Genomic DNA, 20,263 nt, shown 5'->3' with positions numbered 1-20,263 from the left:
TCTCCGAAACCACCTGATTAGAGACTGATATGACCGCTGATCCTGCCTATTTTCTGTACCATTCCATCGGCCAGTATCCCGGCAAGGCAGAGGATATGGCAGCCGCCCTTTCGGTCTTCGCGGAGGACTGGGGCCGGCCTGACGATGCGCAATGGCCGCGGGTGCTGACGGCGCGGGCGGAGTTTCTGCACCTGTGGCGGAACGTGATCGACGCGCCAGAGGATACACTGACCTCCTCTGAGAATGTGACGACGGCGCTGTTCTCCGTTCTGGGGGGGTTGCCCGCCGAACATCTGCGGGGCCGCAAGGTGCTGGTGGGGGCGGATTGCTTTCCCTCACTGCATTTCCTGCTGAACGGCATGGCGGACCGGCTGGGATATACCCTGGAAACCGTGCCGGTGCGACAGGGGGAATTCTGGGTCCGTGACGAGGACATGATCGCGGCGTGGGGGCCGGAGGTTGGACTGGCGTTGCTGACGTTCGTCACGTCGACGGCGTCCCATCGCTGTGATGTCGACGCATTGCGCGCGCATGGCGCGCGCATGGGCTCGATCGTCGGGCTGGATCTGACCCAGGGCGTTGGAATCGTGCCGTTCTCGGTCGCCGACACGCCGGTGGATTTCGTGGTGTCGACGTCGCTCAAATGGCTTTGCGGAACGCCCGGGGGGGGCATCATCCAGATGCGCAAGGCGTTGATCGAGCGGTGCGCACCGGAATTGCGCGGCTGGTTCTCGCAGGAGAATCCCTTTGCATGGGACCTCGACGAATTCGATTACGCCCCCGATGCGCGCCGGTTCGATCATGGCACGCCATCCGTGCTGGCCTGCCTCGGGTCGATCCCGGCGCTGAAATGGCATGCCGCGCAGACCGGGCTGCTGGACCAGAACCGCGCCCTGACCCGGCTGGTCATCGAAGGTGCGCAGGACATGAAGCTGCCCCTGGCCAGCCCGGCACAGGAAAGCAGCCGGGGTGGTTCGGTCATGTTGCAATTGCCGACGGACAGTGATCCTGTCAAACTCGTGGACGGGCTGCGGGACAGAGCCGTTCACGTAGATGCCAGGGGGCGTATCCTTCGCATTTCGCCCGGAGCCATGACGAACGATACTCATGTCGCGCGCCTGTTTGACGGGATTGCGGCACTGACCTGAGACAGGATTGAACCGATGCGCATCGCGATGTGGTCCGGGCCGCGCAACCTGAGCACGGCGATGATGTACAGTTTCGGCGCACGGGCCGATTTCGCGATCATGGACGAACCATTCTACGCGGTTTACCTCGAACGGACCGGGCTGGATCATCCGATGCGGGACGAGATTATCGCGCATCATGAACGCGACCCGCTGAAGGTGGCGGAAGCCTGCAAGAGCAACGGCGCGCCGCACCTTTATATGAAGCATATGCCGCACCATATGCTGCCGGGCGTTCCGATGGACTGGGCCGACGGGTGCGTGCATGTTCACTTGTTGCGCCATCCGGCGCGGGTCATTGCCAGCTATGCGGCCAAGCGGGGCACGCTGACGCTGGACGACATCGGTTATGTCCAGCAGGCCCGGCTGTTCGATCAGGTCGGAGGCCTGGTGATCGACAGCAACGACATTCGTGCCGATCCGGAAAAGGCGTTGCGCGGGCTTTGTGACGCGATTGGCCTGCCGTTTGATCCCGCGATGCTGAATTGGCCCGCCGGTGCGCGGGTCGAAGACGGCATCTGGGCCAGCCACTGGTACGGTGCGGTTCATCAGAGCACGGGCTTTGCCGGGGCCGAGGGGCCGTTGCCCGCGCTTGACCCCGATCAGGCCAAGCTCGCCGAAAGGGCCATGCCGCACTACGAAAAATTGTGGAATCAGCGGCTCGGAAAATAAAACTCAGTTTTCGTGAAACTTCTGCAACTCCCCCACCGTAGCTTCGGACACACAGCGATAGGGAGACGAAAATGAAGTATGTCACGAGTTCAATTGTTGCACTAAGCCTGACCGCAGGTGTGGCTTTTGCCGCAGCGCATGCCACGCCGATGGTCGAGGCATCCGATCAGGATGTGTCGAACGGTATTGTCAGCGCGGACAAGGTCGTGGCCGGTGAGAACGGTTGGCTGGTGGTGCACCGCACCGATGCCGACATGAAGCCGGGACCTGTTGTAGGTTACGCCCCCCTGCGCGGTGGCGAGAACATGGATGTCGCAGCGATCCTTCAGGAAGAGGTCGCATCGGGCGACATGCTGATGCTGATGGTTCACTCCGAAGCAGGTGGCATGGAAACGGGCGTATTCGAATACACGCTCGGCGCCACCGAAGACGGACCGATCAAGCCGGATGGCAACCTCGTCATGAAGGTTGTGACCGCCGAGTGATACGAGTCGCGTAACGAGTTTCCGGTTATTGTACTTTAAAGAGTGCCGTAATGAGTGACGGGCCCGGGTCATCAGATCCGGGCCCTTTTTCATGCCTGCAGGCTATCGGTGGTTGAAACGCCGCCACACCCGTCAAAGCGGCAAGGGTCAGCCCTTCACGCGCTTGTCGCGGGCAGCCAGCAGTTTCAGGCGCAATGCGTTCAGCTGGATGAACCCAGCGGCGTCCTTTTGGTCGTAGGCGCCTGCGTCGTCTTCGAAGGTGACATGCGCTTCGGAATAAAGGCTGTGATCGGACCAGCGGGCGACGGTGCGGACCGAGCCCTTGTACAGCTTTACACGCACGGTGCCGCTGACGTGTTCCTGGCTCTTGTCGATGGCGGCCTGAAGCATTTCGCGCTCTGGTGAGAACCAGAAGCCGTTGTAGATCAGTTCGGCGTATCGCGGCATCAGGCTGTCCTTGAGATGGCCGGAACCGGAATCCACCGTGATCTGTTCGATCCCGCGGTGCGCCTCCAACAGGACCGTGCCGCCGGGGGTCTCGTAGATACCACGGGATTTCATACCCACGAAGCGGTTTTCGACGAGGTCGAGAATGCCAACCCCGTGTTTGCCGCCCAGCTCGTTGAGCTTCGTGAGGATGGTGGCCGGGCTCATCTCTTTGCCATTGATCGCGACGGCGTCACCCTTTTCGAAGGTAATTTCAACCATCTCGGGCTCGTCCGGGGCATCCTCGGGCCGTGTAATCCGCTGAAGGACGTAATCGGGCATTTCGTCGGCTGGATCTTCCAGCACCTTGCCCTCGGACGACGTGTGCAGCAGGTTCGCATCGACAGAGAACGGCGCCTCGCCCCGCTTGTCTTTGGCAATCGGAATCTGGTTTGCCTCGGCGAATTCCAGCAGTTTGGTCCGGCTGCCAAGATCCCATTCACGCCAGGGCGCGATGACTTTGATTTCAGGGTTCAGCGCATAGGCTGCCAGTTCGAAACGGACCTGGTCGTTGCCTTTTCCGGTCGCGCCGTGGGCGACGGCATCGGCACCGGTCTCGGCCGCGATTTCAACCAGACGTTTCGAAATCAGGGGCCGCGCGATGGAGGTCCCGAGCAGGTAAAGCCCCTCATAAAGCGCATTGGCGCGGAACATCGGGAAAACAAAGTCGCGGACGAATTCTTCGCGGACGTCCTCGATGTAGATATTCTCGGGTTTGATGCCGAGCAGTTCAGCCTTCTTGCGGGCGGGTTCCAGTTCCTCGCCCTGGCCGAGATCGGCGGTGAAGGTGACAACCTCGCAGCCGTATTCGGTCTGAAGCCATTTGAGGATGATCGAGGTATCAAGGCCGCCGGAATAGGCGAGCACGACTTTCTTGGGCGCGGACATGGGTTGTTCCTTTCTGACTTGCATGGCGAGGTACCGGGTTTTCCGGGCGCGGGCAAGATCGGCCTGCCGCGTTGACCTGTGCCGCCAGCGCGCATATCGAATTGGGACGCAGGCCGGAGACAGATGACATGACAGAGAACTTCCAGGCGATGGCGACCCTTGCCACCGCAAAAATGCGTCAGGTGTTTCCTCCGACCCCGCTTTTGAGAAACGAATTGCTGTCGGCGCGCTTTGATGCGGACATCTGGCTCAAGCGCGAGGACCTGAGCCCGGTCCGCTCTTACAAGCTGCGCGGCGCTTTCAATGCGATGCGCAAGGCCATTCCGGACCAGGGGCTGTTCGTCTGCGCCTCGGCGGGCAATCATGCGCAGGGGGTTGCCTTCATGTGCCGGTACTTCGGGGTGCGCGGCGTAATCTTCATGCCCGTGACCACGCCGGAGCAAAAGATCCTCAAGACCAGGATGTTCGGGTGCGACAGTGTCGAGGTGCGGCTGGTGGGCGACTACTTTGACAAGACGCTGACCGCCGCGCAGGCATTCTGCGCCCAGGAAGGCGCACATTTCCTGTCGCCCTTCGACGACGAGGATGTGATCGAGGGGCAGGCCTCGGTTGCAGTCGAGATAGAGCAGGAGCTGGGCCGGGTGCCGGACCGTATCATCCTGCCGGTCGGGGGTGGCGGTCTGTCCGCCGGTACGCGCAGCTATTTCGGTACGGATTGCGCCTATACCTTTGTCGAACCCTCTGGCGCCAAGAGCCTTGCCGCTGCCCTGGCTGAGGGCAAGCCGGTGGATGTGTCGCCGATCAACTCATTTGTCGACGGGGCGGCGGTGGCCCGAATTGGCGCGCGCACCTTTGCGCGGCTGTCGGATGTGTCACCTGATGACGTCATGGATTTGCCCGAGGACCGCATTTGCCAGACGATCGTCGAGATGCTCAATGTCGAGGGGATCGTGCTGGAACCCGCAGGAGCGATGGCGATCGAGGCGCTGGGCGATCTGACCGATCGGATCAGGGGCAAGACCGTGGTCTGCATCGCTTCTGGTGGCAATTTCGATTTCGAAAGGCTGCCCGAGGTCAAGGAACGTGCGCAACGATATGCGGGGCTGAAGAAGTATTTCATCCTCCGACTGCCGCAGCGCCCCGGTGCCCTGCGCGATTTCCTGGACCGGCTCGGCCCCGCCGACAACATCACACGGTTCGAATACATGAAGAAATCGGCGCGCAACTTCGGTTCTGTCCTGATCGGGATCGAGACGGACAAGCCCGAGAATTTTCAAGCGATGTTTCAGCGTATCGACGAGGCGGGGTTCACCTATACCGACATCACCAACGACGAAACGCTGGCGCAATTCGTGATCTGAGGTCTGGAACCCTAGAATTCGGTCTGTGCTGCCCCGCTGGCGCCGTACCAGTCAAGAAAGCTCTGTCTGGATGCATCATAGCACGACAGAATCTGCCCCAGGTCATCAGGGTCAAGAGTGCCCCCTGCCGCAGATATTTCCCCCCGTTGGCACAGATCGGACAGTGCGGAAAAGCCGAGGTTCAGCGCGTTGCCCTTGAGCGAATGAAGGTCTTCCTCAAGCCGATGGGGGTCGCAGGCCGCGGCAAGCTTCCGGGTCGTTTCATTCGCCTCTTGCAGAAAACGCGCGACGATCTCGTCAAAATCCTCTGGCCCGACGTCGTCGCGCAATGTCGTCACCTGCTGCCAATCAATCATGCCGCACCTCCCGTGCCGACAATGTTCCCGCGCAAGGGTTAAGAAATACTGCCGTGCTCCGGCGCGGATTGATGCGGTTTTTAACTTTCAGCGGCGCTTAACCTCTATCGCTGTAACGGTTCATGCTCAGACTCCAAACACACGGCCAACATGCGCAATTTCACCGCGATCCAGCCCAACAGGTTGCAGCCCGACCGCACCGATGCCAGGACCCGTATCCTTGTCGTCGATGACAGTCGTCTTCAGCGGCGGCTCTTGACCGGGAAGTTGGCGAAATGGGGATACGACGTGATCGAAGCGGCCTCGGGCGAAGAGGCGCTGCGCCAGAGTGGGCAGAGCTTTCCCGACATGGTGCTCAGCGACTGGATGATGCCGGGCATGAACGGGCTGGATCTATGCCGGGCGTTTCGGGAGCTATCCGGCGATCGCTATGCCTATTTCATCCTGTTAACCTCCAAGCGTGAAAAGGCGGAGGTGGCGGTAGGGCTGCACTCCGGCGCGGATGATTTCCTGTCGAAACCGGTGGATTTTGACGAATTGCGTGCGCGCATCCAGGCAGGCGAACGCATCATCGACATCCAGCGCGAACTCGCACGCAGTAACCACGTGATCCGCGAGACATTGACCGAGCTTCAGAACCTCTACGATTCACTGGACAAGGACCTGCAGGAGGCCAAGAAGCTGCAGCAATCCCTGTTGCCAGAGCGGCATCGGATATTTCGCGGTGGCACGCTGTCACTGATGCTGAGGTCCAGCGGACACGTCGGCGGCGACCTGGTCGGATTCTTTGAAGCGGGGCCGCGCAAGCTGGGGCTGTTTGGGATCGACGTGTCAGGGCACGGGATCAGCTCGGCGTTGATGACGGCGCGACTGGCGGGCTACCTGTCGTCGGCCAGCCCCGAGCAGAATGTGGCTCTGACACGGGATAAATGGGGCGATTTGATCCCGCGTCCACCCGCAGAGGCCATTCATGCCATCAACGAGCTTGTCTTGAACGAGATGGATACCGAGCATTATTTTACCTTGATGCTGGCAAATGTGGACCTGGACAGCGGGCTTGTTCAGATCGCCCAGGCGGGGCATCCGCATCCGTTGATCCGCAGAAACACCGGCGAGATCGAACAGTTCGGCACCGGGGGTTTCCCTGTGGGGTTGATGAGCGGCGCTTCCTACCAGCAGTTCGACATCCAGATGGCGCCGGGGGATCGGCTGTTGATCCTGTCGGACGGGTTTACGGAGTGCCCCGATGCGTCTGGAAAAATGCTGGGGGAGGAGGGGCTGACCGCCATCGTCGACAGCCTGGGTGGCATGCACGACGAGGCCTTTCTGTCAGGCTTGTTGTGGAAGCTGTCGGAGTTTGCCGGCGCGTCCGATTTTCCCGATGATCTGTCCGGGATCATGTTCCAGCGCAACGACCCCGCGACGGGGTAGGGGTGGCCTAGCTGCGCAGCCCGAGGTATCGCCGGAACATCATCCGGTCGCCATCATTGCCCAGGCTTTCCTCACATTCTGAGGCGGACAGCACCAAAGTGACATGGTCCGGCTCGATCGGCTCTGCAATACGGCGGACGGGGCGGGCGACGTATACCGCGCAAAGCTTTTCGGCCCAGAGATCGTATTCCGGCATATAGACGAAACGCCGGAAAGCGCCCAGCCTGCGCGGCGCCGCGATGCGCCAGCCTACTTCCTCCTGCACTTCGCGGTGCAGGGCCTGCAGGGGCGATTCGCCCGGATCAATCCCGCCACCGGGCAGTTGAACGTCGATTTCAGGTGTTATCTGCGCGGTCATCAGGAACCGGTTCTTGAGTGGCAAAATGGCATAGGCGCCGGGCCGCAACCGATAGGTCACGTTTCTTTGCGGTGGCGTTCCCATTCGTCTGATCATGACCGTCCCCTTTATCACCGGCTTGCCGCGCCTATATAGACGCGGTATGCCAAGCGACCCGCGACAAGGAAACCCCATGACCTCTCCCTCTCTGCCAGGAAACAAGATCGCCTGGGACGACAGCGTATTGCCGTTTCAGTTGGACCATTCGAACATTCGGGGACGTGTCGCCCGGCTGGATGGTGTGCTGGAAGGGGTTCTGAGCCAGCACAACTATCCGCCGCAGGTCGAGGCGCTGGTGGCAGAGATGGCATTGCTGACGGCGCTGATCGGCCAGACCGTCAAATTGCGGTGGAAGCTGTCGCTTCAGGTGCAATCGAAAGGGGCGGTGCGGATGATCGCCACCGATTATTACGCGCCCGAGGCGGAAGGCAAATCGGCCCGTATCAGAGCCTATGCAAGCTTTGACAGGGACAGGCTGACGGATTCCGCACCCTTCGATCAGGTCGGCGAGGGCTATTTTGCAATCATGATCGACCAGGGCAAGGGGATGACACCCTACCAGGGGATCACGCCCTTGAGCGGCAGTTCGATTGCGTCCTGCGCCGAAGCATATTTTGCGCAGTCAGAGCAGCTGCCGACACGGTTCTCTCTCAGCTTTGGCCGATCTTCCGGCCCGGAGGAGGCGGAACATTGGCGTGGGGGCGGCGTGATGCTGCAGCACATGCCCAAGGCGTCACCTTTTGCCGCCAAGGGCGAGGGGTCGGGTGAGGTGTTGCAGGCGCAGGACCTCGTACACGGCGAAGACGAAGAGAACTGGAACCGCGTGAATATCCTGCTCGACACGGTCGAAGACCTGGAATTGATCGGGCCCAGCGTTCCGCCGACGGATCTGTTGTTGCGGCTGTTTCACGAGGAACAGCCCCGGGTTTTCGACGCACAGGCGGTTCGCTTCGGCTGCAGCTGCTCGGAAGACAAGGTACGGCAGAGCCTGTCCATCTACTCGGCACGCGACATCGAAAAGATGACCACGGACGAAGGGATCGTGACCGCGGACTGTCAATTCTGCGGCGCGCACTACGAACTTGACCCGGCCACCGTCGGCTTCGAGGCGGAAGCACGCAGTGAAAGCTGACCAGATCGACCGCATCCGTGACGCCCTGCGCGATCCGGGCGCGGTCACATCGGATTTCGACCTCAACCCCGAAGTCGTGCTGCCTGCGGACCGCGTGTCGCGCCCGGCGGGTGTGCTTGCCCCGATCCAGGTGGTGAACGACCGGCTTGAGCTGCTGCTCACCAAACGCTCCTCCGCGCTCAAGCATCATCCCGGACAGATCGCATTTCCCGGTGGCAAGCAGGACCCCGGCGACGCCGACAGCATCGCAGCGGCCCTGCGTGAGGCGCATGAGGAGATCGGCCTGCACCCTGAAAATGTCGAGGTTCTGGGCACTCTGCCGCTGCATTCCACTGTCACCAGTTTTGCCGTGACCCCCGTTATCGGCCTAGTCAGAGACAGATTCGATATTGTCCCCGAACCTGGCGAAGTCGCGGAGGTGTTTCCCGTCCCGCTGGCTCATGTACTGGACCCGGCCAACTACCGGGTGCAGTCGCGCCGCTGGCGCGGGTCGTTGCGCCATTACTTTACTGTGCCCTACGGACCCTATTACATTTGGGGCGCAACAGCGCGTATGTTGCGCGAATGGACAGAGCGGATGAACACCTGATTCCGGCCGGCACCGCCTGGCTGACGGACCCCGCCGCGCAGGCGGTCTGCCGTGCGATGCAGGAGGCCGGTTTTGCCGTCTATTTTGTCGGTGGCTGCGTGCGCAACGCGCTGCTGCATGCCCCGGCAAGCGATGTGGACATGGCCACCGATGCCACGCCCGACGAAACCATAAAGGCTGTCGAAGCCGCCGGGATGCGCGCCGTCCCTACGGGGATCGACCACGGCACAGTGACGGTTGTGCAGGATGGCAGACCGTTTGAGGTCACTACCTTTCGCCGGGACGTGAAGACGGATGGGCGGCGGGCGGTCGTGGCCTTTTCGCGGGACATCGCGGACGATGCGCTGCGGCGGGATTTTACCATGAATGCCCTTTATGCCACGCCGCAGGGCCTTGTTGTTGATCCGCTTGGGGGGATGGCTGATCTTCTGGCGCGGCGGGTTCGTTTCATTCAGGATCCCGACGCACGGATCCGGGAAGATTACCTGCGTATCCTGAGGTATTTCCGGTTCTGGGCCTATTATGCAGATCGGCAGGCCGGGTTCGATGCCGACACCCTGGCCAGCATTGCTATGAATATCGGCGGGTTAGAGACGCTTTCGGCAGAGCGTGTGGGGCAGGAAATGTCCAAGCTGCTGGCTGCGCCGGATCCGTCGGCGGCCGTTGCGGCCATGCGGGAGGTCGGGGTTCTGGCGGCGGTGTTGCCCGGTAGCGACGACAGGTTCCTTGCCCCCTACGTGCATCTGGAAACGGAATGCCGCATCACACCGGACTGGCGGGGACGACTGGCCGCGCTGGGCGGAGATGACATCGCTGCGCGGCTGAGGCTCAGCAAGGCGACTACGCGGCACATGGCGCTCTTGTCCGAAGTGGGGTGGTCGGGGCCGCCGCTGGCCGAAGTCGCCTACCGCCACGGACGCGAGATCGCCGAACAGGCGATGCTGATGCGCTGCGCATTGAATGGCGCGCCACCCGAAAGCGGCTGGTCAGAGACGATCGAGACCGGCACGCAAGCGCAATTTCCAGTTTCCGCCCGGGACCTCATGCCAGATTATCAGGGAGCCGCCCTGGGGGCCCGGCTCGACGCACTGGAGCGGGCCTGGATCGCCTCGGGCTTCGTCCTGAGCCGCGAAGAATTGCTTGGTACATTTTGAGGTCTCGACAGAATGGGCCGTTTCGAATACGTGTAAATGCATCGAATTGGAGGGTTGTAAAATGTACCGCGGGATCTGGTTCAGCTGACGCTGTCGTAACCGATTTCCTGACTGGCGCGCGCCGCGGGCCGGTACATTTTTCGTCCTTGCCCCGAGGCCCTGCCATGTTTCGTTTTTTTGAGAATCTCGTCGACCCGTATGTCTCTTACGAAGAGACGGATACCCCCCCAAGCAAGCTATGGCCGTTCCTGCGGGACTACGCCGTGCCATTCAAACGGATATTCCTGCTGACCGCCTTCATGTCCGTCGTGGTTGCCGCGATCGAGATCGGGCTGATCTATTACATGGGTCGTCTCGTGGACCTGCTCGACAAGGACCCAGCGCAGATGTGGGCCGACCACGGGACGGAGCTGATCTGCGTCGCGATCTTTGTGCTTCTGCTCCGGCCCATCCTGCAGGGTTTTGACGTGGCCTTGCTGAACAATACCATTCTGCCGAACTTTGGCACGCTGATCCGGTGGCGGGCGCACCGCCATGTGCTGCGCCAGTCCGTGGGCTGGTTCGAGAACGATTTTGCCGGTCGGATCGCCAACCGGATCATGCAGACACCGCCCGCGGCGGGCGAGGTGGTGTTTCAGGCTTTCGATGCGATGTCCTATGCGCTGGCCTACATGATCGGCGCCGCGATCCTGCTGTCGACCTCCGACTGGCGGCTGTTGATCCCCCTTCTGGTCTGGTTCGCGCTGTATGCCGCGCTGGTCAAATGGACGGTCACGCGCATCGGTCCGGCATCCAAGGCGGCGTCGGACGCGCGGTCCATGGTGACTGGCCGGGTGGTGGATGCCTATACGAACATCCATTCGGTCAAGATGTTCGCCCATCACGACCTGGAAGTCGGGTTTGCCAAGGAGGCGATCGAGAACTCGCGCCGCACTTTCCAGAAGGAAATGCGGCTGTTTACCATCATGGACGTTGTCCTTGTGACCTTGAATGGCCTTCTGATTGTCGGTGTTGTGGGCTGGGCCATGGCGCTGTGGATGGCGGGCGAGGCCAGCGTCGGCGTTGTTGCGGCGGCTGCGGCGCTGACACTGCGACTGAACTCCATGACCGGTTGGATCATGTGGGCGCTGTCGTCGTTCTTCCGGGAGCTTGGCGTGGTCGCGGAAGGGATGGAAACCATTGCGCAGCCCGTGACGCTGACGGACCACAGGGATGCCGAACCGTTGCGTCTGACGGAGGGCAAGATCGAGATTCAGGGGCTTTCCCACCACTACGGTCGGACATCGGGTGGACTGAACAACATTTCGCTGACGATCAAGCCCGGTGAGCGGATCGGCCTTGTGGGTCGGTCCGGTGCGGGAAAATCGACCCTGGTGAAGCTGCTGCTGCGGTTCTACGACCCGGAATCGGGGCGGATCCTGATCGACGGACAGGACATGACGAAGGTGCGGCAGGACAGCCTGCGCAGACAGATCGGCATGGTTCAGCAGGACAGTTCCCTGCTGCACCGTTCGGTGCGGGACAACATCAAATACGGCAATCCCGACGCGACTGAAGAACAGATGATCGCAGCGTCAAAGCAGGCGCAGGCGCATGATTTCATCCTGGACCTTAGCGACCCGGAAGGGCGGACCGGTTACGATTCGCGCGTGGGCGAGCGTGGTGTGAAGCTGTCTGGCGGGCAGCGGCAGCGGATAACGCTGGCGCGGGTGATCCTGAAGGACGCACCGATCCTGCTCTTGGACGAGGCGACCAGCGCACTCGACAGCGAGGTGGAGGCGGCGATCCAGGAAACGCTATATGGCATGATGGCCGGCAAGACCGTGATCGCGATTGCGCACCGGCTGTCCACGATTGCCGAAATGGATCGGATTATCGTTCTGGATCAAGGCGATATTGTCGAAGACGGAACCCATGATGCGCTTTTGGCGCGGGGCGGACTATATGCTGATTTTTGGGGCCGCCAGTCTGGCGGCTTCTTGGCGATGGATATGGAAGAGACCCCCGAGTGAGACTTGCCGATTGGATAGACCCGTTCTCGAAAAGTGACAGCCCGCCCCCCCAGCACCTGCTGGGGTTTTTCCGCTGGACGCTCAAGGGGTCCGGTCCGGCGCTGACCACCGCAGGTATCCTGTCGATCATCGCCGGGGTGGTCGAGGTGATGGCGGCGCTGATCCTGGGCAAGGTGGTGGATGCCGCGCTGGCGTCCGACGCGGGGACGGTGTTCCAGGATCAGACCGGGGTATTGCTGCTGTCACTGGCGTTCTTCGTGATCCTGCGTCCGGCGATCTTCGGTGCCAGTTCTTTCATGCAGTCCATCGTAATCGGGCCCAATGTCTTCAACCTCGTGCTGTCGCGATTGCACCGCTACACACTGGGTCAGGCGGTGTCCTTCTTTGACAACGATTTCGCCGGGCGTATTTCGCAAAAGGAAATGCAGACAGGCCGCGCCCTGACCGATGTGGTGATCGAGATGATCCACACGGTCCTTTTCGCATTGGCGTCCTTTGTCGGGGCGGTGATGCTGCTGGGCACCGTCGATTGGCGGATCGCGCTGGGGCTGGTCGTCTGGATGGTCGGCTACGTCTACCTGATCCGGCGCTATATGCCGCGCGTGCGGGCCCGGTCCAAGGCGCGGGCTGCCGCGCGTGCGATGGTGACGGGACAGGTCGTCGACACCATTACCAACATCAAGACCGTCAAGCTGTTTGCCCACGCCGACCACGAAGACCGCGCGGCGCTGGGGTCGATGAGCCGTTTCCGCGACACGGGGATCGCATTTGGCAAAGTCAGCGTGTCCTTCCGCTTTTGGTTGATGACCATCGCAGGTCTGCTGCCGGTGCTGCTGGTGGGCGGGGCGCTGTGGTATTGGTCTCTTGGTCTGGTGACTGCGGGCGACATCGCCGCGACGGGTGCCGTTTCGCTGCGGTTGGCGCAGATGACGGGATGGGTCAGTTTCACGTTGATGACGCTTTACGCCAATGTGGGCGAGGTGGAGGACGGGATGCGGACACTGACGCCGGCGCAGACCCTTCTGGACGCCCCCGACGCGACGGAACTGGAGGTCCCCGAGGGCGGCATCGTCTTCGACGATGTGCGCTATACTTACGGACGGGGCGAAGGCGGGGTCGAACACATGGACCTGACCATCGCGCCCGGGGAAAAGCTGGGTGTCGTGGGTGCATCCGGTGCGGGGAAGTCGAGCCTGGTTTCACTGCTTTTGCGGCTCTATACCTTGGAAAAGGGCCATATTCTGATCGACGGACAGGACATTTCCCGGGTGACGCAGGAAAGCCTGCGCAGGCAGATCGGCATGGTCACGCAGGAGACTGCGATGTTCAATCGCTCAGCGTTCGACAACATCCGTTACGGCAAGCCCGACGCCACCTTCGAAGAGGTGATCGCGGCGGCCCGCAAGGCCGAGGCGCATGACTTCATCGAGAACATGAAGGACCACAAGGGCCGCGCGGGCTATGATGCGCATCTGGGCGAAAGGGGCGTCAAACTGTCAGGCGGCCAGCGTCAGCGGATCGCGCTGGCGCGGGCAATTCTGAAGGATGCGCCGATCCTGATCCTGGACGAGGCGACCAGTGCGCTGGACAGCGAGGTCGAAGCCTCGATCCAGTCGGCACTGGCGCGGGTGATGGAGGGCAAGACGGTACTGGCCGTGGCGCACCGCCTGTCCACCCTGACCGACATGGACCGGATCATCGTCATGGACGGGGGACGGGTGGTCGAACAGGGGACCCACGAAAGCCTGTTGGCCGCAGACGGTCTCTATGCGCGCTACTGGCACCGGCAATCGGGCGGCTTTCTCGACCTGGAGGCGGCGGAATAACCTCTTTTTCCTGCCGCGCGCAGGGGGTATGGCGCTGGCATGACAGAACATCGCATCATTCGGCTGGGCCATCACGGCGACGGCATCGCGGAAGGACCGCTTTACGCAGCCATGACGCTGCCGGGAGAGACGGTCAGCGGTACCGTCCAGAATGACACCCTGACGGATGTGCGTATCCTGGAGCCGTCGGATCAACGTGTCGCGCCTCCCTGCCGTCATTTCAAGTCCTGCGGCGGATGCCAGTTGCAACATGCCTCGGACGATTTCGTGGCGGGTTGGAAACAGGAGTTCGTCCGCAGCTCTCTTGGCGCGCAGGGGGTGGACGCCGAACTCAGGCCGATCGTCACGTCGCCCGCGCAGTCGCGTCGCCGGGCGACTTTCGCCGCACGGCGGACGAAAAAGAGCGCGATGGCAGGCTTTCACGGTCGGGCATCGGACGTCATCATCGAAATTCCGGACTGCAAGCTGTTGCACCCTGACCTGACGGGTGGGCTCGACATTGCGGCACATCTGGCGTTGATCGGCACCAGCCGCAAGGCGGCGCTGGCCGTTACCGTGACGCTAAGCGATGCGGGCCTGGATGTGAGCGTGTCACAGGGCAAACCCCTGGATGGTCCTTTGCGTCACACCCTGGCGCAGGCGACAGAGGCGCTGGGCCTGGCCCGGCTGAGTTGGGATGGCGAAACCATTGCCATGCGGCTTCGCCCGGTGCAGCGATTCGGCAAGGCTGACGTTCTGCCGCCGCCCGGCGCTTTCCTGCAAGCGACCCGCCATGGCGAGGCGGCTCTGTGTGACGCGGTGAAAGAGGCGGTCGGCCCGGCGGCGCGAATCGCCGACCTCTTTGCCGGATGCGGCACCTTTACGCTGCCGCTGGCAGACACGGCGCGCGTGCACGCGGTCGAGGGCGTGCCGGAAATGCTGGAGGCTCTGGACCAGGGATGGCGCCTGGCCGAAGGGTTGAAACCCGTCAGTACCGAGGCACGCGACCTGTATCGCCGCCCGATGCTGCCGGACGAATTGTCGAGGTTCGACGCCATCGTGCTCGACCCGCCGCGCGCAGGGGCCGAACGGCAGGTGGCAGAGATCGTCAGGACGGATGTGCCCCGGATCGCCTATGTCTCTTGCAACCCGGTGACTTTTGCCCGCGACGCTGCCACCCTGGTTGGCGCTGGCTATACGCTGGACTGGGTTCAGGTGGTGGATCAGTTCCGCTGGTCCCCCCATACGGAACTTGCCGCCTGTTTCTCCAAGCCGGTGTAAAGACGCCTAGCTGCGGGGTTGGTTGCGACTCACCACTTTTTGAACGGCGCAATTTGGGGTATGTGATAGCGAGAGGCAAAGATAAATTTGACCCGTCAGGCAGGACAGAATCGGATGAAACGCAGAACACTCATTTTGGGGGGCACGGCGCTTGTCGCGCTGGGTGCGTGCAGCAGCAGCAAATTCAAACGCTATAACGGCCCGGAAGTAACTTACGTCGTTGTGAACAAGCAGGACCGCAGGATGTGGCTGTTGCACCACGACCGGGTGCTTGAGGAATATGATATCATGCTGGGCTTTGCCCCTGTCGGTCACAAGCAGATCGAAGGCGACGGCAAGACGCCCGAAGGCACCTACGTCATCGACCGCCGCAACCCGAACAGCAGGTTTCACCTGTCGCTGGGGATTTCATATCCGAACGAATTGGACCGCCAGCGGGCCGAAGAATTGGGTGAGAAGCCGGGCGGCGACATCTTTATCCACGGTCAGAAGGACCCGTCGCGCAAGGACAAGGGCGACTGGACCTGGGGCTGCATCGCGGTCCGGAACAAGGATATCGAAAACATCTATGCGATGGTGCGGGACGGCACGCCGATCCTGCTGAACCCGTGATGGGTGGGGGAACTGTTGATCAGTTCCCCATCACCAGTGTCCACCAAAGCTTCCCACCTGCTTCCTGGAACCAGGCAAACCCCATGTTGCGCGCGTCGGGTGACATGATCACCCGCCGGGTGTCGGGCTGATCCATCCAGGCCGCCAGCGTTTCCAGCTCTGTTTCGTAGGTTTCGGAAATGGTTTCGCCAACGAGGCCGCCCTGGTAGCCGACGCGGTTGATGCGATCGACCGGAGAAGACCCGTCGGAACCGAAGTGCCAGGGGCGATTCTGCACCGACATATCGCGGGCATGGGTCGCCGCGGCGGCGTTCAGCTGTGGATCCAGCTGCACTTGCTGTTGTCCGGCAGCGCCGCGCAGGGCATTGACGGCATCGAGCATCCGAAACTGGACCTTGCCGGTTTCGCTGTCGCGAATCCGATATGCCTTGGGCAACGGTTTGCCGTCGCTGCCCAGTTGGGGTGCGGCGGGCGCACAGGCTGACAGGGCAAGGCAGAACGCCATCAGGACGGACAGAATACGGATCACGGCATAGCTCCACGGGTTTGTGTTTCGCCTCTCCTACAGCGGACGGCGTTGCAGATCAAACCCACATCGGCGTTACCTCGCCTGATGACAGGTCTTTGATTTGATACTGAGACTGTTGGGTCATATATCTTGGACAATTCCCTAAATGCTTTCTGATGGAGACATGATAATGTCCGACAAGCACAACAAATTCGGTAGCCGTCGCGCGTTCCTTGCGGGTTCCGCAGCGATGATTGCCGCCCCCGCCCTCGCCCAGTCCACGACCGGCCTCAACTCGCCGGCGACGACCCAGACCGAACGCGACCTGAACGAGTCTGTGCGTCGGAATATTTCGAGCTTTCGGATGCTGGATTGGCAGCCCTATTTCGACAACACCCGGAACGGCGCGATTCTGGTCGATATCGACAGCCGCGCGGTGCATTTCTGGTCAGAAGACCAGAGCATCTACAAATTGTACCCGTCCTCCGTGCCGCTGACAGAGGATCTGACCCGTCGTGGCCGTACGCGGGTGACATTGAAGGACCCCGAACCCGACTGGCGTCCGACACCGTCGATGAAAGAGCGCAACCCGGAGTGGCCCGACTATGTCGGCCCCGGCCCAGACAACCCGCTGGGCACCCGCGCGCTGCACCTCAGCTGGACTTACTACCGCATTCACGGCACGCACGACACGCGCAAGATCGGACGCAAGTCTTCCAACGGGTGCATCGGCCTCTATAACCAGCACATCGAAGAGCTGTACGAGATGGCCAAGGTGGGCACGCAGGTGTTGCTTATTTGACGACATTTCCCGGCATGTAGAGCGGTGAAACGGAATCCGGGTTTGCAATCCCACGGTTATGCTGTTTACAAAGTTTTACGAGGTAAGTCTTGGGTGCGTGTTTGCATATCTGTGCAACACGCCTTTTCTGGAGGTTATACTATGAAAAAACTCGTTCTCGCCGCTGCTCTGACAGCTGCTGCTTCGACTGCATACGCCGGTTCGCTGGCAGAGCCGATCGTTGAAGCGCCCGTCATCGTTGAAGAAGCAACTTCTTCTTCCTCCGGTGTTCTGGTTCCGCTGATCCTGCTGGCCGTTGTGGCTGCTGCAGTCGCAGCTGACTAAGTCAAAGCGACGACCAAATCGAAAAAGGCGGTGTTCTACACCGCCTTTTTTGTTGCCCGAACTACGAGATTTCTGGCGTCGGTTGACGGAGCTTCAGCCGGTCAGTCCAGCCAACCCTTCAGGTTCTCCTGAACGGCGTTCGACAATGCGTCGATATGGGCGTCGTCGTCGTTAAGGCAGGGGATATAGGTAAAATCCTCTCCCCCCGCGGCCTCGAAACTTTCCCTGATCTCTTCGTTGATCTCTTCCAGCGTCTCTATGCAGTCGGCCGAAAAGGCGGGCGCGCAGACGGCGATGGTCTTGTTGCCCGCTTCCGCCTGCCTTGCGACTTCCTCAACCGTGTAGGGTTGCAGCCATTCTTCGGGGCCGAATTTCGATTGGAACGTCGTCATGATTCGGGTGTCGTCCCAGCCCAGCCGCTCTTTCAGCAGGCGCGTCGTCTTCTGACACTGGCAGTGGTAGGGGTCGCCCTCCATCAGGTAGCGGATCGGCAGCCCGTGGTACGAGCAGATGAGGATATCGGGGCGCTTCGAGGCGGCAGCATAGGCACGTTCGATGGATTGGGCCAATGCCTCGATATAGTCGGGACGGTCGAAATAGGGCTCCACCACCCGCGCGATGGGTTGCCATTTTTCCTTGCCCAGCGCGGCAAAGAATGCGTCGCAGGCCGTCGCGGAGGTTGCCCCGGCGTACTGCGGGTATAACGGGAAGAACAGGATCCTGGTACAGCCCGCCTTCGTCATCGCGGCGACTTTGGACTGCGTCGATGGATTGCCGTACCGCATGCAGTAATCGACCATGACATCGTCGCCGTAGCGCGCCTTCAGCACCGCTTCCATCTTGGCGGTCTGCGCCTTGGTGATGGTCATCAGCGGGCTTTCCCCGGCCTCTTCGTTCCAGATGCTCTTGTACGCGGCACCGCTGGAGAAGGGGCGCTTGCTGAGGATGACGAGTTGCAGCAGCGGTTGCCACAGCCAGGGAGAGTAGTCGATCACCCGGCGATCCGACAGGAATTCGCCCAGGTAACGGCGCATCGACCAGTAGTCGTAATTGTCCGGCGTGCCGAGATTGGCCAGCAGAACGCCGACACGTTCCTTTGGAACAGCGGGGTGGTCGGCGTTGGCATGTGGCGGGCGCGCGGCTTGCATGATCTGTCCTTGGTCAACGTATTGTGCTGAAATACCCGGATTTCCCGCAGGGTCAATTGCGCAACTTTGTCTCATCCGTGTTCAGCGCATCCGCCAGCCTTTGCTGGGCCGACCCTGGACGGAGCGGTTTCTGCTGGCTGTCATCGGGTGCCCAGCCGGTCAGAAAGACCAGCTCGAACGTGGCCAGAACCCGGCCTTCGCCATCGTTGAAATGGGTCTGATACAGGTCTGCGGCAGCGTTCAGGACGCTGCGGGCGGTGGGCGTGCGCAACCGCGCGTGCAGCGCGTTGGCCTCGCCCATCGCCCGCAGGTCGCGCATCAGGGCCCAGGCGTCGCGATACGACACCGTCAGGGGGACCGAATCCGCCACCGGCAGTGCAAAGCCCGCCCGTTGGAGCAGCCCACCCATGTCGCGCAATTCGCCCATCGGGGCGACACGCGGGGATATCCCGCCTGTCACCGCAACCTCCGCCTGCCCCAGACAGGCCCGCAGTTCCTGCAGTGTCTGTCCGCCGAAAGCGGCGCCTATGAACAGCCCATCGGGCCGCAGCGCGCGGCGGCACTGAACCAGCTGGCCGACCGGATCGTTTGTCCAGTGCAGCGCCATGGCGTGCATCACCAGGTCATGCGCCTGTACGCCAAAGGGCAGTGTATCGGTCACAGGTGCAACTGCTGCGTCGGGGAAGGCAGCGGCCCACACACCGGGAAAATCCGTGACCACGGCGGCGTCGGTAAACGACTTGTTAACCATCGCGAGCCGATCCTGGATCTCGTCTATGGCCTGCTGGTGCAGGAACAGTGCCTCCGGCTGCGCGCGTGCGCGGCGGAATTCCAATGCGATCTGGTCGGTCAGGGGGGCCGGGGTGGTCATGGGGGACCAATATGCCGTTGTTGGAGAGACTGCAAACCGGGTTGAACGCTGTCTATCCGGCCCGCTGTCTGTCCTGCGGCGATGTGGTTGGCAGTGACTATGGCCTGTGCGGCCCATGCTGGCGCGGCGTCGCATTCATCGGGAGCACGATCTGCGACATGTGTGGGGCGCCGCTTCCGGGGATGGCCGGGACTGATGTGCTTGCCTGTGACGCCTGCCTGCAAAGCCCGCGACCCTGGGCGCAGGGCCGGGCCGCGGTGCTGTACGCGGATACCGGCCGCAGGCTGGTTCTGGCGCTTAAACATGGCGACCGGCAGGAGATCGCGCGGCCAGCAGGCTGCTGGATGGCAGCGGCGGCCCAACCGCTCTTGCGGGAGGACACGCTGATTGTGCCGGTTCCGCTGCATTGGCGTCGCATGGCATCGCGCCGCTACAACCAGTCCGCCCTGCTGGCCCGCGCGATTGCCCGAGAGTCCGCTCGAACCTGGTGTCCCGACCTGTTGCAACGTCACCGCGCAACGCCATCGCTGGACGGGCTGGGGCGGGAGGCGCGGTTTGACGCGCTGCAGGACGCCATTCGCCTGAACCCCGCGCGGCGTACGATGGTGCGGTCGCGCCCTGTTCTGCTGGTCGACGACGTCATGACCTCGGGCGCCACTCTGGCCGCCGCGACAGCGGCCTGTCTGGCCGCCGGGTCCGGTCAGGTATGTGTGGTAACACTGGCGCGCGTGGTCAAAGACACTTAAGTCAGGCTCAAGCACC

21 protein-coding genes are annotated in these 20,263 nt (G+C 61.8%); 15 read left to right on the top strand and 6 right to left on the bottom strand.

All coding sequences use genetic code 11. The features are described 5' to 3' along the window. The first annotated feature begins 29 nt into the window (after window positions 1-29). From FIU94_RS05200 to FIU94_RS05190, 3 genes are all read left to right on the top strand, one after another. Complete coding sequence (locus FIU94_RS05200) at window positions 30-1,148, top strand: aminotransferase class V-fold PLP-dependent enzyme (RefSeq protein ID WP_152464766.1); 1,119 nt, start codon at window positions 30-32, stop codon at window positions 1,146-1,148. A 15-nt stretch (window positions 1,149-1,163) separates the two neighbouring features. Next, the gene (locus FIU94_RS05195; RefSeq protein ID WP_152464765.1) at window positions 1,164-1,859 is read left to right on the top strand and encodes an HAD family hydrolase; all 696 of its coding nucleotides are present in this window, start codon (window positions 1,164-1,166) and stop codon (window positions 1,857-1,859) included. Between the two features lie 71 nt (window positions 1,860-1,930). Then, complete coding sequence (locus FIU94_RS05190) at window positions 1,931-2,344, top strand: hypothetical protein (RefSeq protein ID WP_152464764.1); 414 nt, start codon at window positions 1,931-1,933, stop codon at window positions 2,342-2,344. Window positions 2,345-2,491: 147 nt separating this feature from the next. On the opposite strand, the gene FIU94_RS05185 is transcribed toward FIU94_RS05190, so the two are convergent. Next, a complete protein-coding gene (locus tag FIU94_RS05185; RefSeq protein WP_152464763.1) occupies window positions 2,492-3,718 on the bottom strand; it encodes an argininosuccinate synthase in 1,227 nt (408 codons plus the stop codon). Window positions 3,719-3,846: 128 nt separating this feature from the next. On the opposite strand from FIU94_RS05185, the gene ilvA reads away from it, so the two are divergent. Continuing rightward, window positions 3,847-5,079: a threonine ammonia-lyase IlvA gene (gene ilvA, locus FIU94_RS05180; RefSeq protein WP_152464762.1), complete on the top strand. Its 1,233-nt coding sequence runs from the start codon at window positions 3,847-3,849 to the stop codon at window positions 5,077-5,079. 11 nt (window positions 5,080-5,090) lie between these two features. On the opposite strand, the gene FIU94_RS05175 is transcribed toward ilvA, so the two are convergent. Further along, entirely contained in the window at window positions 5,091-5,435 is a 345-nt protein-coding gene (locus FIU94_RS05175; RefSeq protein WP_152464761.1) for an Hpt domain-containing protein, read from the bottom strand. Between the two features lie 150 nt (window positions 5,436-5,585). Between FIU94_RS05175 and FIU94_RS05170 the strand changes: the two genes are divergently transcribed. Then, window positions 5,586-6,866: a PP2C family protein-serine/threonine phosphatase gene (locus FIU94_RS05170; protein WP_152464760.1), complete on the top strand. Its 1,281-nt coding sequence runs from the start codon at window positions 5,586-5,588 to the stop codon at window positions 6,864-6,866. Between the two features lie 7 nt (window positions 6,867-6,873). Here the strand turns inward: FIU94_RS05170 and FIU94_RS05165 are convergent, their stop codons facing one another. After that, the gene (locus tag FIU94_RS05165; RefSeq protein WP_152464759.1) at window positions 6,874-7,320 is read right to left on the bottom strand and encodes an NUDIX domain-containing protein; all 447 of its coding nucleotides are present in this window, start codon (window positions 7,318-7,320) and stop codon (window positions 6,874-6,876) included. A 76-nt stretch (window positions 7,321-7,396) separates the two neighbouring features. Here FIU94_RS05165 and FIU94_RS05160 point away from each other — a divergent pair, with 76 nt between their 5' ends. The 7 genes from FIU94_RS05160 (at window position 7,397) to FIU94_RS05130 (ending at window position 15,848) form a co-directional block, all read left to right on the top strand. Continuing rightward, complete coding sequence (locus FIU94_RS05160) at window positions 7,397-8,395, top strand: Hsp33 family molecular chaperone HslO (protein WP_152464758.1); 999 nt, start codon at window positions 7,397-7,399, stop codon at window positions 8,393-8,395. Continuing rightward, complete coding sequence (locus tag FIU94_RS05155) at window positions 8,385-8,984, top strand: CoA pyrophosphatase (protein WP_152464757.1); 600 nt, start codon at window positions 8,385-8,387, stop codon at window positions 8,982-8,984. The genes FIU94_RS05160 and FIU94_RS05155 overlap by 11 nt, the downstream gene beginning before the upstream one ends. Then, window positions 8,960-10,138: a CCA tRNA nucleotidyltransferase gene (locus tag FIU94_RS05150; protein ID WP_152464756.1), complete on the top strand. Its 1,179-nt coding sequence runs from the start codon at window positions 8,960-8,962 to the stop codon at window positions 10,136-10,138. Before FIU94_RS05155 ends, FIU94_RS05150 begins: the two co-directional genes overlap by 25 nt. 164 nt (window positions 10,139-10,302) lie before the next feature. Then, window positions 10,303-12,150 carry an ABC transporter ATP-binding protein gene (locus FIU94_RS05145; protein ID WP_152464755.1) on the top strand — a complete coding sequence of 616 codons (1,848 nt, stop codon included), beginning with the start codon at window positions 10,303-10,305 and terminating at the stop codon, window positions 12,148-12,150. Next, the gene (locus tag FIU94_RS05140) at window positions 12,147-13,976 is read left to right on the top strand and encodes an ABC transporter ATP-binding protein (RefSeq protein ID WP_152464754.1); all 1,830 of its coding nucleotides are present in this window, start codon (window positions 12,147-12,149) and stop codon (window positions 13,974-13,976) included. The genes FIU94_RS05145 and FIU94_RS05140 overlap by 4 nt, the downstream gene beginning before the upstream one ends. 39 nt (window positions 13,977-14,015) lie before the next feature. After that, the gene (locus tag FIU94_RS05135; protein WP_152464753.1) at window positions 14,016-15,236 is read left to right on the top strand and encodes a class I SAM-dependent RNA methyltransferase; all 1,221 of its coding nucleotides are present in this window, start codon (window positions 14,016-14,018) and stop codon (window positions 15,234-15,236) included. A 114-nt stretch (window positions 15,237-15,350) separates the two neighbouring features. Beyond that, window positions 15,351-15,848, top strand: a complete 498-nt coding sequence (locus FIU94_RS05130) for a murein L,D-transpeptidase family protein (RefSeq protein WP_152464752.1) — start codon at window positions 15,351-15,353, stop codon at window positions 15,846-15,848. A gap of 19 nt (window positions 15,849-15,867) precedes the next feature. On the opposite strand, the gene FIU94_RS05125 is transcribed toward FIU94_RS05130, so the two are convergent. Further along, window positions 15,868-16,377 (bottom strand): CAP domain-containing protein, encoded by a 510-nt coding sequence (locus FIU94_RS05125; RefSeq protein WP_152464751.1) that lies wholly within the window; start codon window positions 16,375-16,377, stop codon window positions 15,868-15,870. Window positions 16,378-16,546: 169 nt separating this feature from the next. Between FIU94_RS05125 and FIU94_RS05120 the strand changes: the two genes are divergently transcribed. After that, window positions 16,547-17,158: a L,D-transpeptidase gene (locus tag FIU94_RS05120; RefSeq protein ID WP_152464750.1), complete on the top strand. Its 612-nt coding sequence runs from the start codon at window positions 16,547-16,549 to the stop codon at window positions 17,156-17,158. A gap of 141 nt (window positions 17,159-17,299) precedes the next feature. Next, on the top strand, window positions 17,300-17,482 hold the full coding sequence (locus FIU94_RS05115; RefSeq protein WP_152464749.1) for a hypothetical protein: 183 nt from the start codon (window positions 17,300-17,302) through the stop codon (window positions 17,480-17,482). 101 nt (window positions 17,483-17,583) lie between these two features. Here FIU94_RS05115 and hemH read toward each other — a convergent pair whose 3' ends face one another. Further along, complete coding sequence (hemH, locus tag FIU94_RS05110; RefSeq protein WP_152464748.1) at window positions 17,584-18,630, bottom strand: ferrochelatase; 1,047 nt, start codon at window positions 18,628-18,630, stop codon at window positions 17,584-17,586. A gap of 52 nt (window positions 18,631-18,682) precedes the next feature. Then, window positions 18,683-19,501: a methyltransferase domain-containing protein gene (locus tag FIU94_RS05105; RefSeq protein ID WP_152464747.1), complete on the bottom strand. Its 819-nt coding sequence runs from the start codon at window positions 19,499-19,501 to the stop codon at window positions 18,683-18,685. An 11-nt stretch (window positions 19,502-19,512) separates the two neighbouring features. Here FIU94_RS05105 and FIU94_RS05100 point away from each other — a divergent pair, with 11 nt between their 5' ends. Next, a complete protein-coding gene (locus FIU94_RS05100) occupies window positions 19,513-20,247 on the top strand; it encodes a ComF family protein (protein ID WP_152464746.1) in 735 nt (244 codons plus the stop codon). Window positions 20,248-20,263 lie beyond the last annotated feature (16 nt).

This window comes from Sulfitobacter sp. THAF37 (assembly GCF_009363555.1).
In the GTDB taxonomy this organism is placed as follows: Bacteria; Pseudomonadota; Alphaproteobacteria; order Rhodobacterales; family Rhodobacteraceae; genus Sulfitobacter.
Note: the sequence above shows the minus strand (reverse complement) of the source record. Positions and strands in the feature narration are given on the sequence as shown.

Coding starts and splice junctions, on each gene's coding strand:
- FIU94_RS05200 (WP_152464766.1), top strand. CDS start 30: ATGACCGCTGATCCTGCCTATTTTCTGTACCATTCCATCGGCCAGTAT.
- FIU94_RS05195 (WP_152464765.1), top strand. CDS start 1,164: ATGCGCATCGCGATGTGGTCCGGGCCGCGCAACCTGAGCACGGCGATG.
- FIU94_RS05190 (WP_152464764.1), top strand. CDS start 1,931: ATGAAGTATGTCACGAGTTCAATTGTTGCACTAAGCCTGACCGCAGGT.
- FIU94_RS05185 (WP_152464763.1), bottom strand. CDS start 3,718: ATGTCCGCGCCCAAGAAAGTCGTGCTCGCCTATTCCGGCGGCCTTGAT.
- ilvA (WP_152464762.1), top strand. CDS start 3,847: ATGACAGAGAACTTCCAGGCGATGGCGACCCTTGCCACCGCAAAAATG.
- FIU94_RS05175 (WP_152464761.1), bottom strand. CDS start 5,435: ATGATTGATTGGCAGCAGGTGACGACATTGCGCGACGACGTCGGGCCA.
- FIU94_RS05170 (WP_152464760.1), top strand. CDS start 5,586: ATGCGCAATTTCACCGCGATCCAGCCCAACAGGTTGCAGCCCGACCGC.
- FIU94_RS05165 (WP_152464759.1), bottom strand. CDS start 7,320: ATGATCAGACGAATGGGAACGCCACCGCAAAGAAACGTGACCTATCGG.
- FIU94_RS05160 (WP_152464758.1), top strand. CDS start 7,397: ATGACCTCTCCCTCTCTGCCAGGAAACAAGATCGCCTGGGACGACAGC.
- FIU94_RS05150 (WP_152464756.1), top strand. CDS start 8,960: ATGGACAGAGCGGATGAACACCTGATTCCGGCCGGCACCGCCTGGCTG.
- FIU94_RS05145 (WP_152464755.1), top strand. CDS start 10,303: ATGTTTCGTTTTTTTGAGAATCTCGTCGACCCGTATGTCTCTTACGAA.
- FIU94_RS05135 (WP_152464753.1), top strand. CDS start 14,016: ATGACAGAACATCGCATCATTCGGCTGGGCCATCACGGCGACGGCATC.
- FIU94_RS05130 (WP_152464752.1), top strand. CDS start 15,351: ATGAAACGCAGAACACTCATTTTGGGGGGCACGGCGCTTGTCGCGCTG.
- FIU94_RS05120 (WP_152464750.1), top strand. CDS start 16,547: ATGTCCGACAAGCACAACAAATTCGGTAGCCGTCGCGCGTTCCTTGCG.
- FIU94_RS05115 (WP_152464749.1), top strand. CDS start 17,300: ATGAAAAAACTCGTTCTCGCCGCTGCTCTGACAGCTGCTGCTTCGACT.
- hemH (WP_152464748.1), bottom strand. CDS start 18,630: ATGCAAGCCGCGCGCCCGCCACATGCCAACGCCGACCACCCCGCTGTT.
- FIU94_RS05105 (WP_152464747.1), bottom strand. CDS start 19,501: ATGACCACCCCGGCCCCCCTGACCGACCAGATCGCATTGGAATTCCGC.
- FIU94_RS05100 (WP_152464746.1), top strand. CDS start 19,513: ATGCCGTTGTTGGAGAGACTGCAAACCGGGTTGAACGCTGTCTATCCG.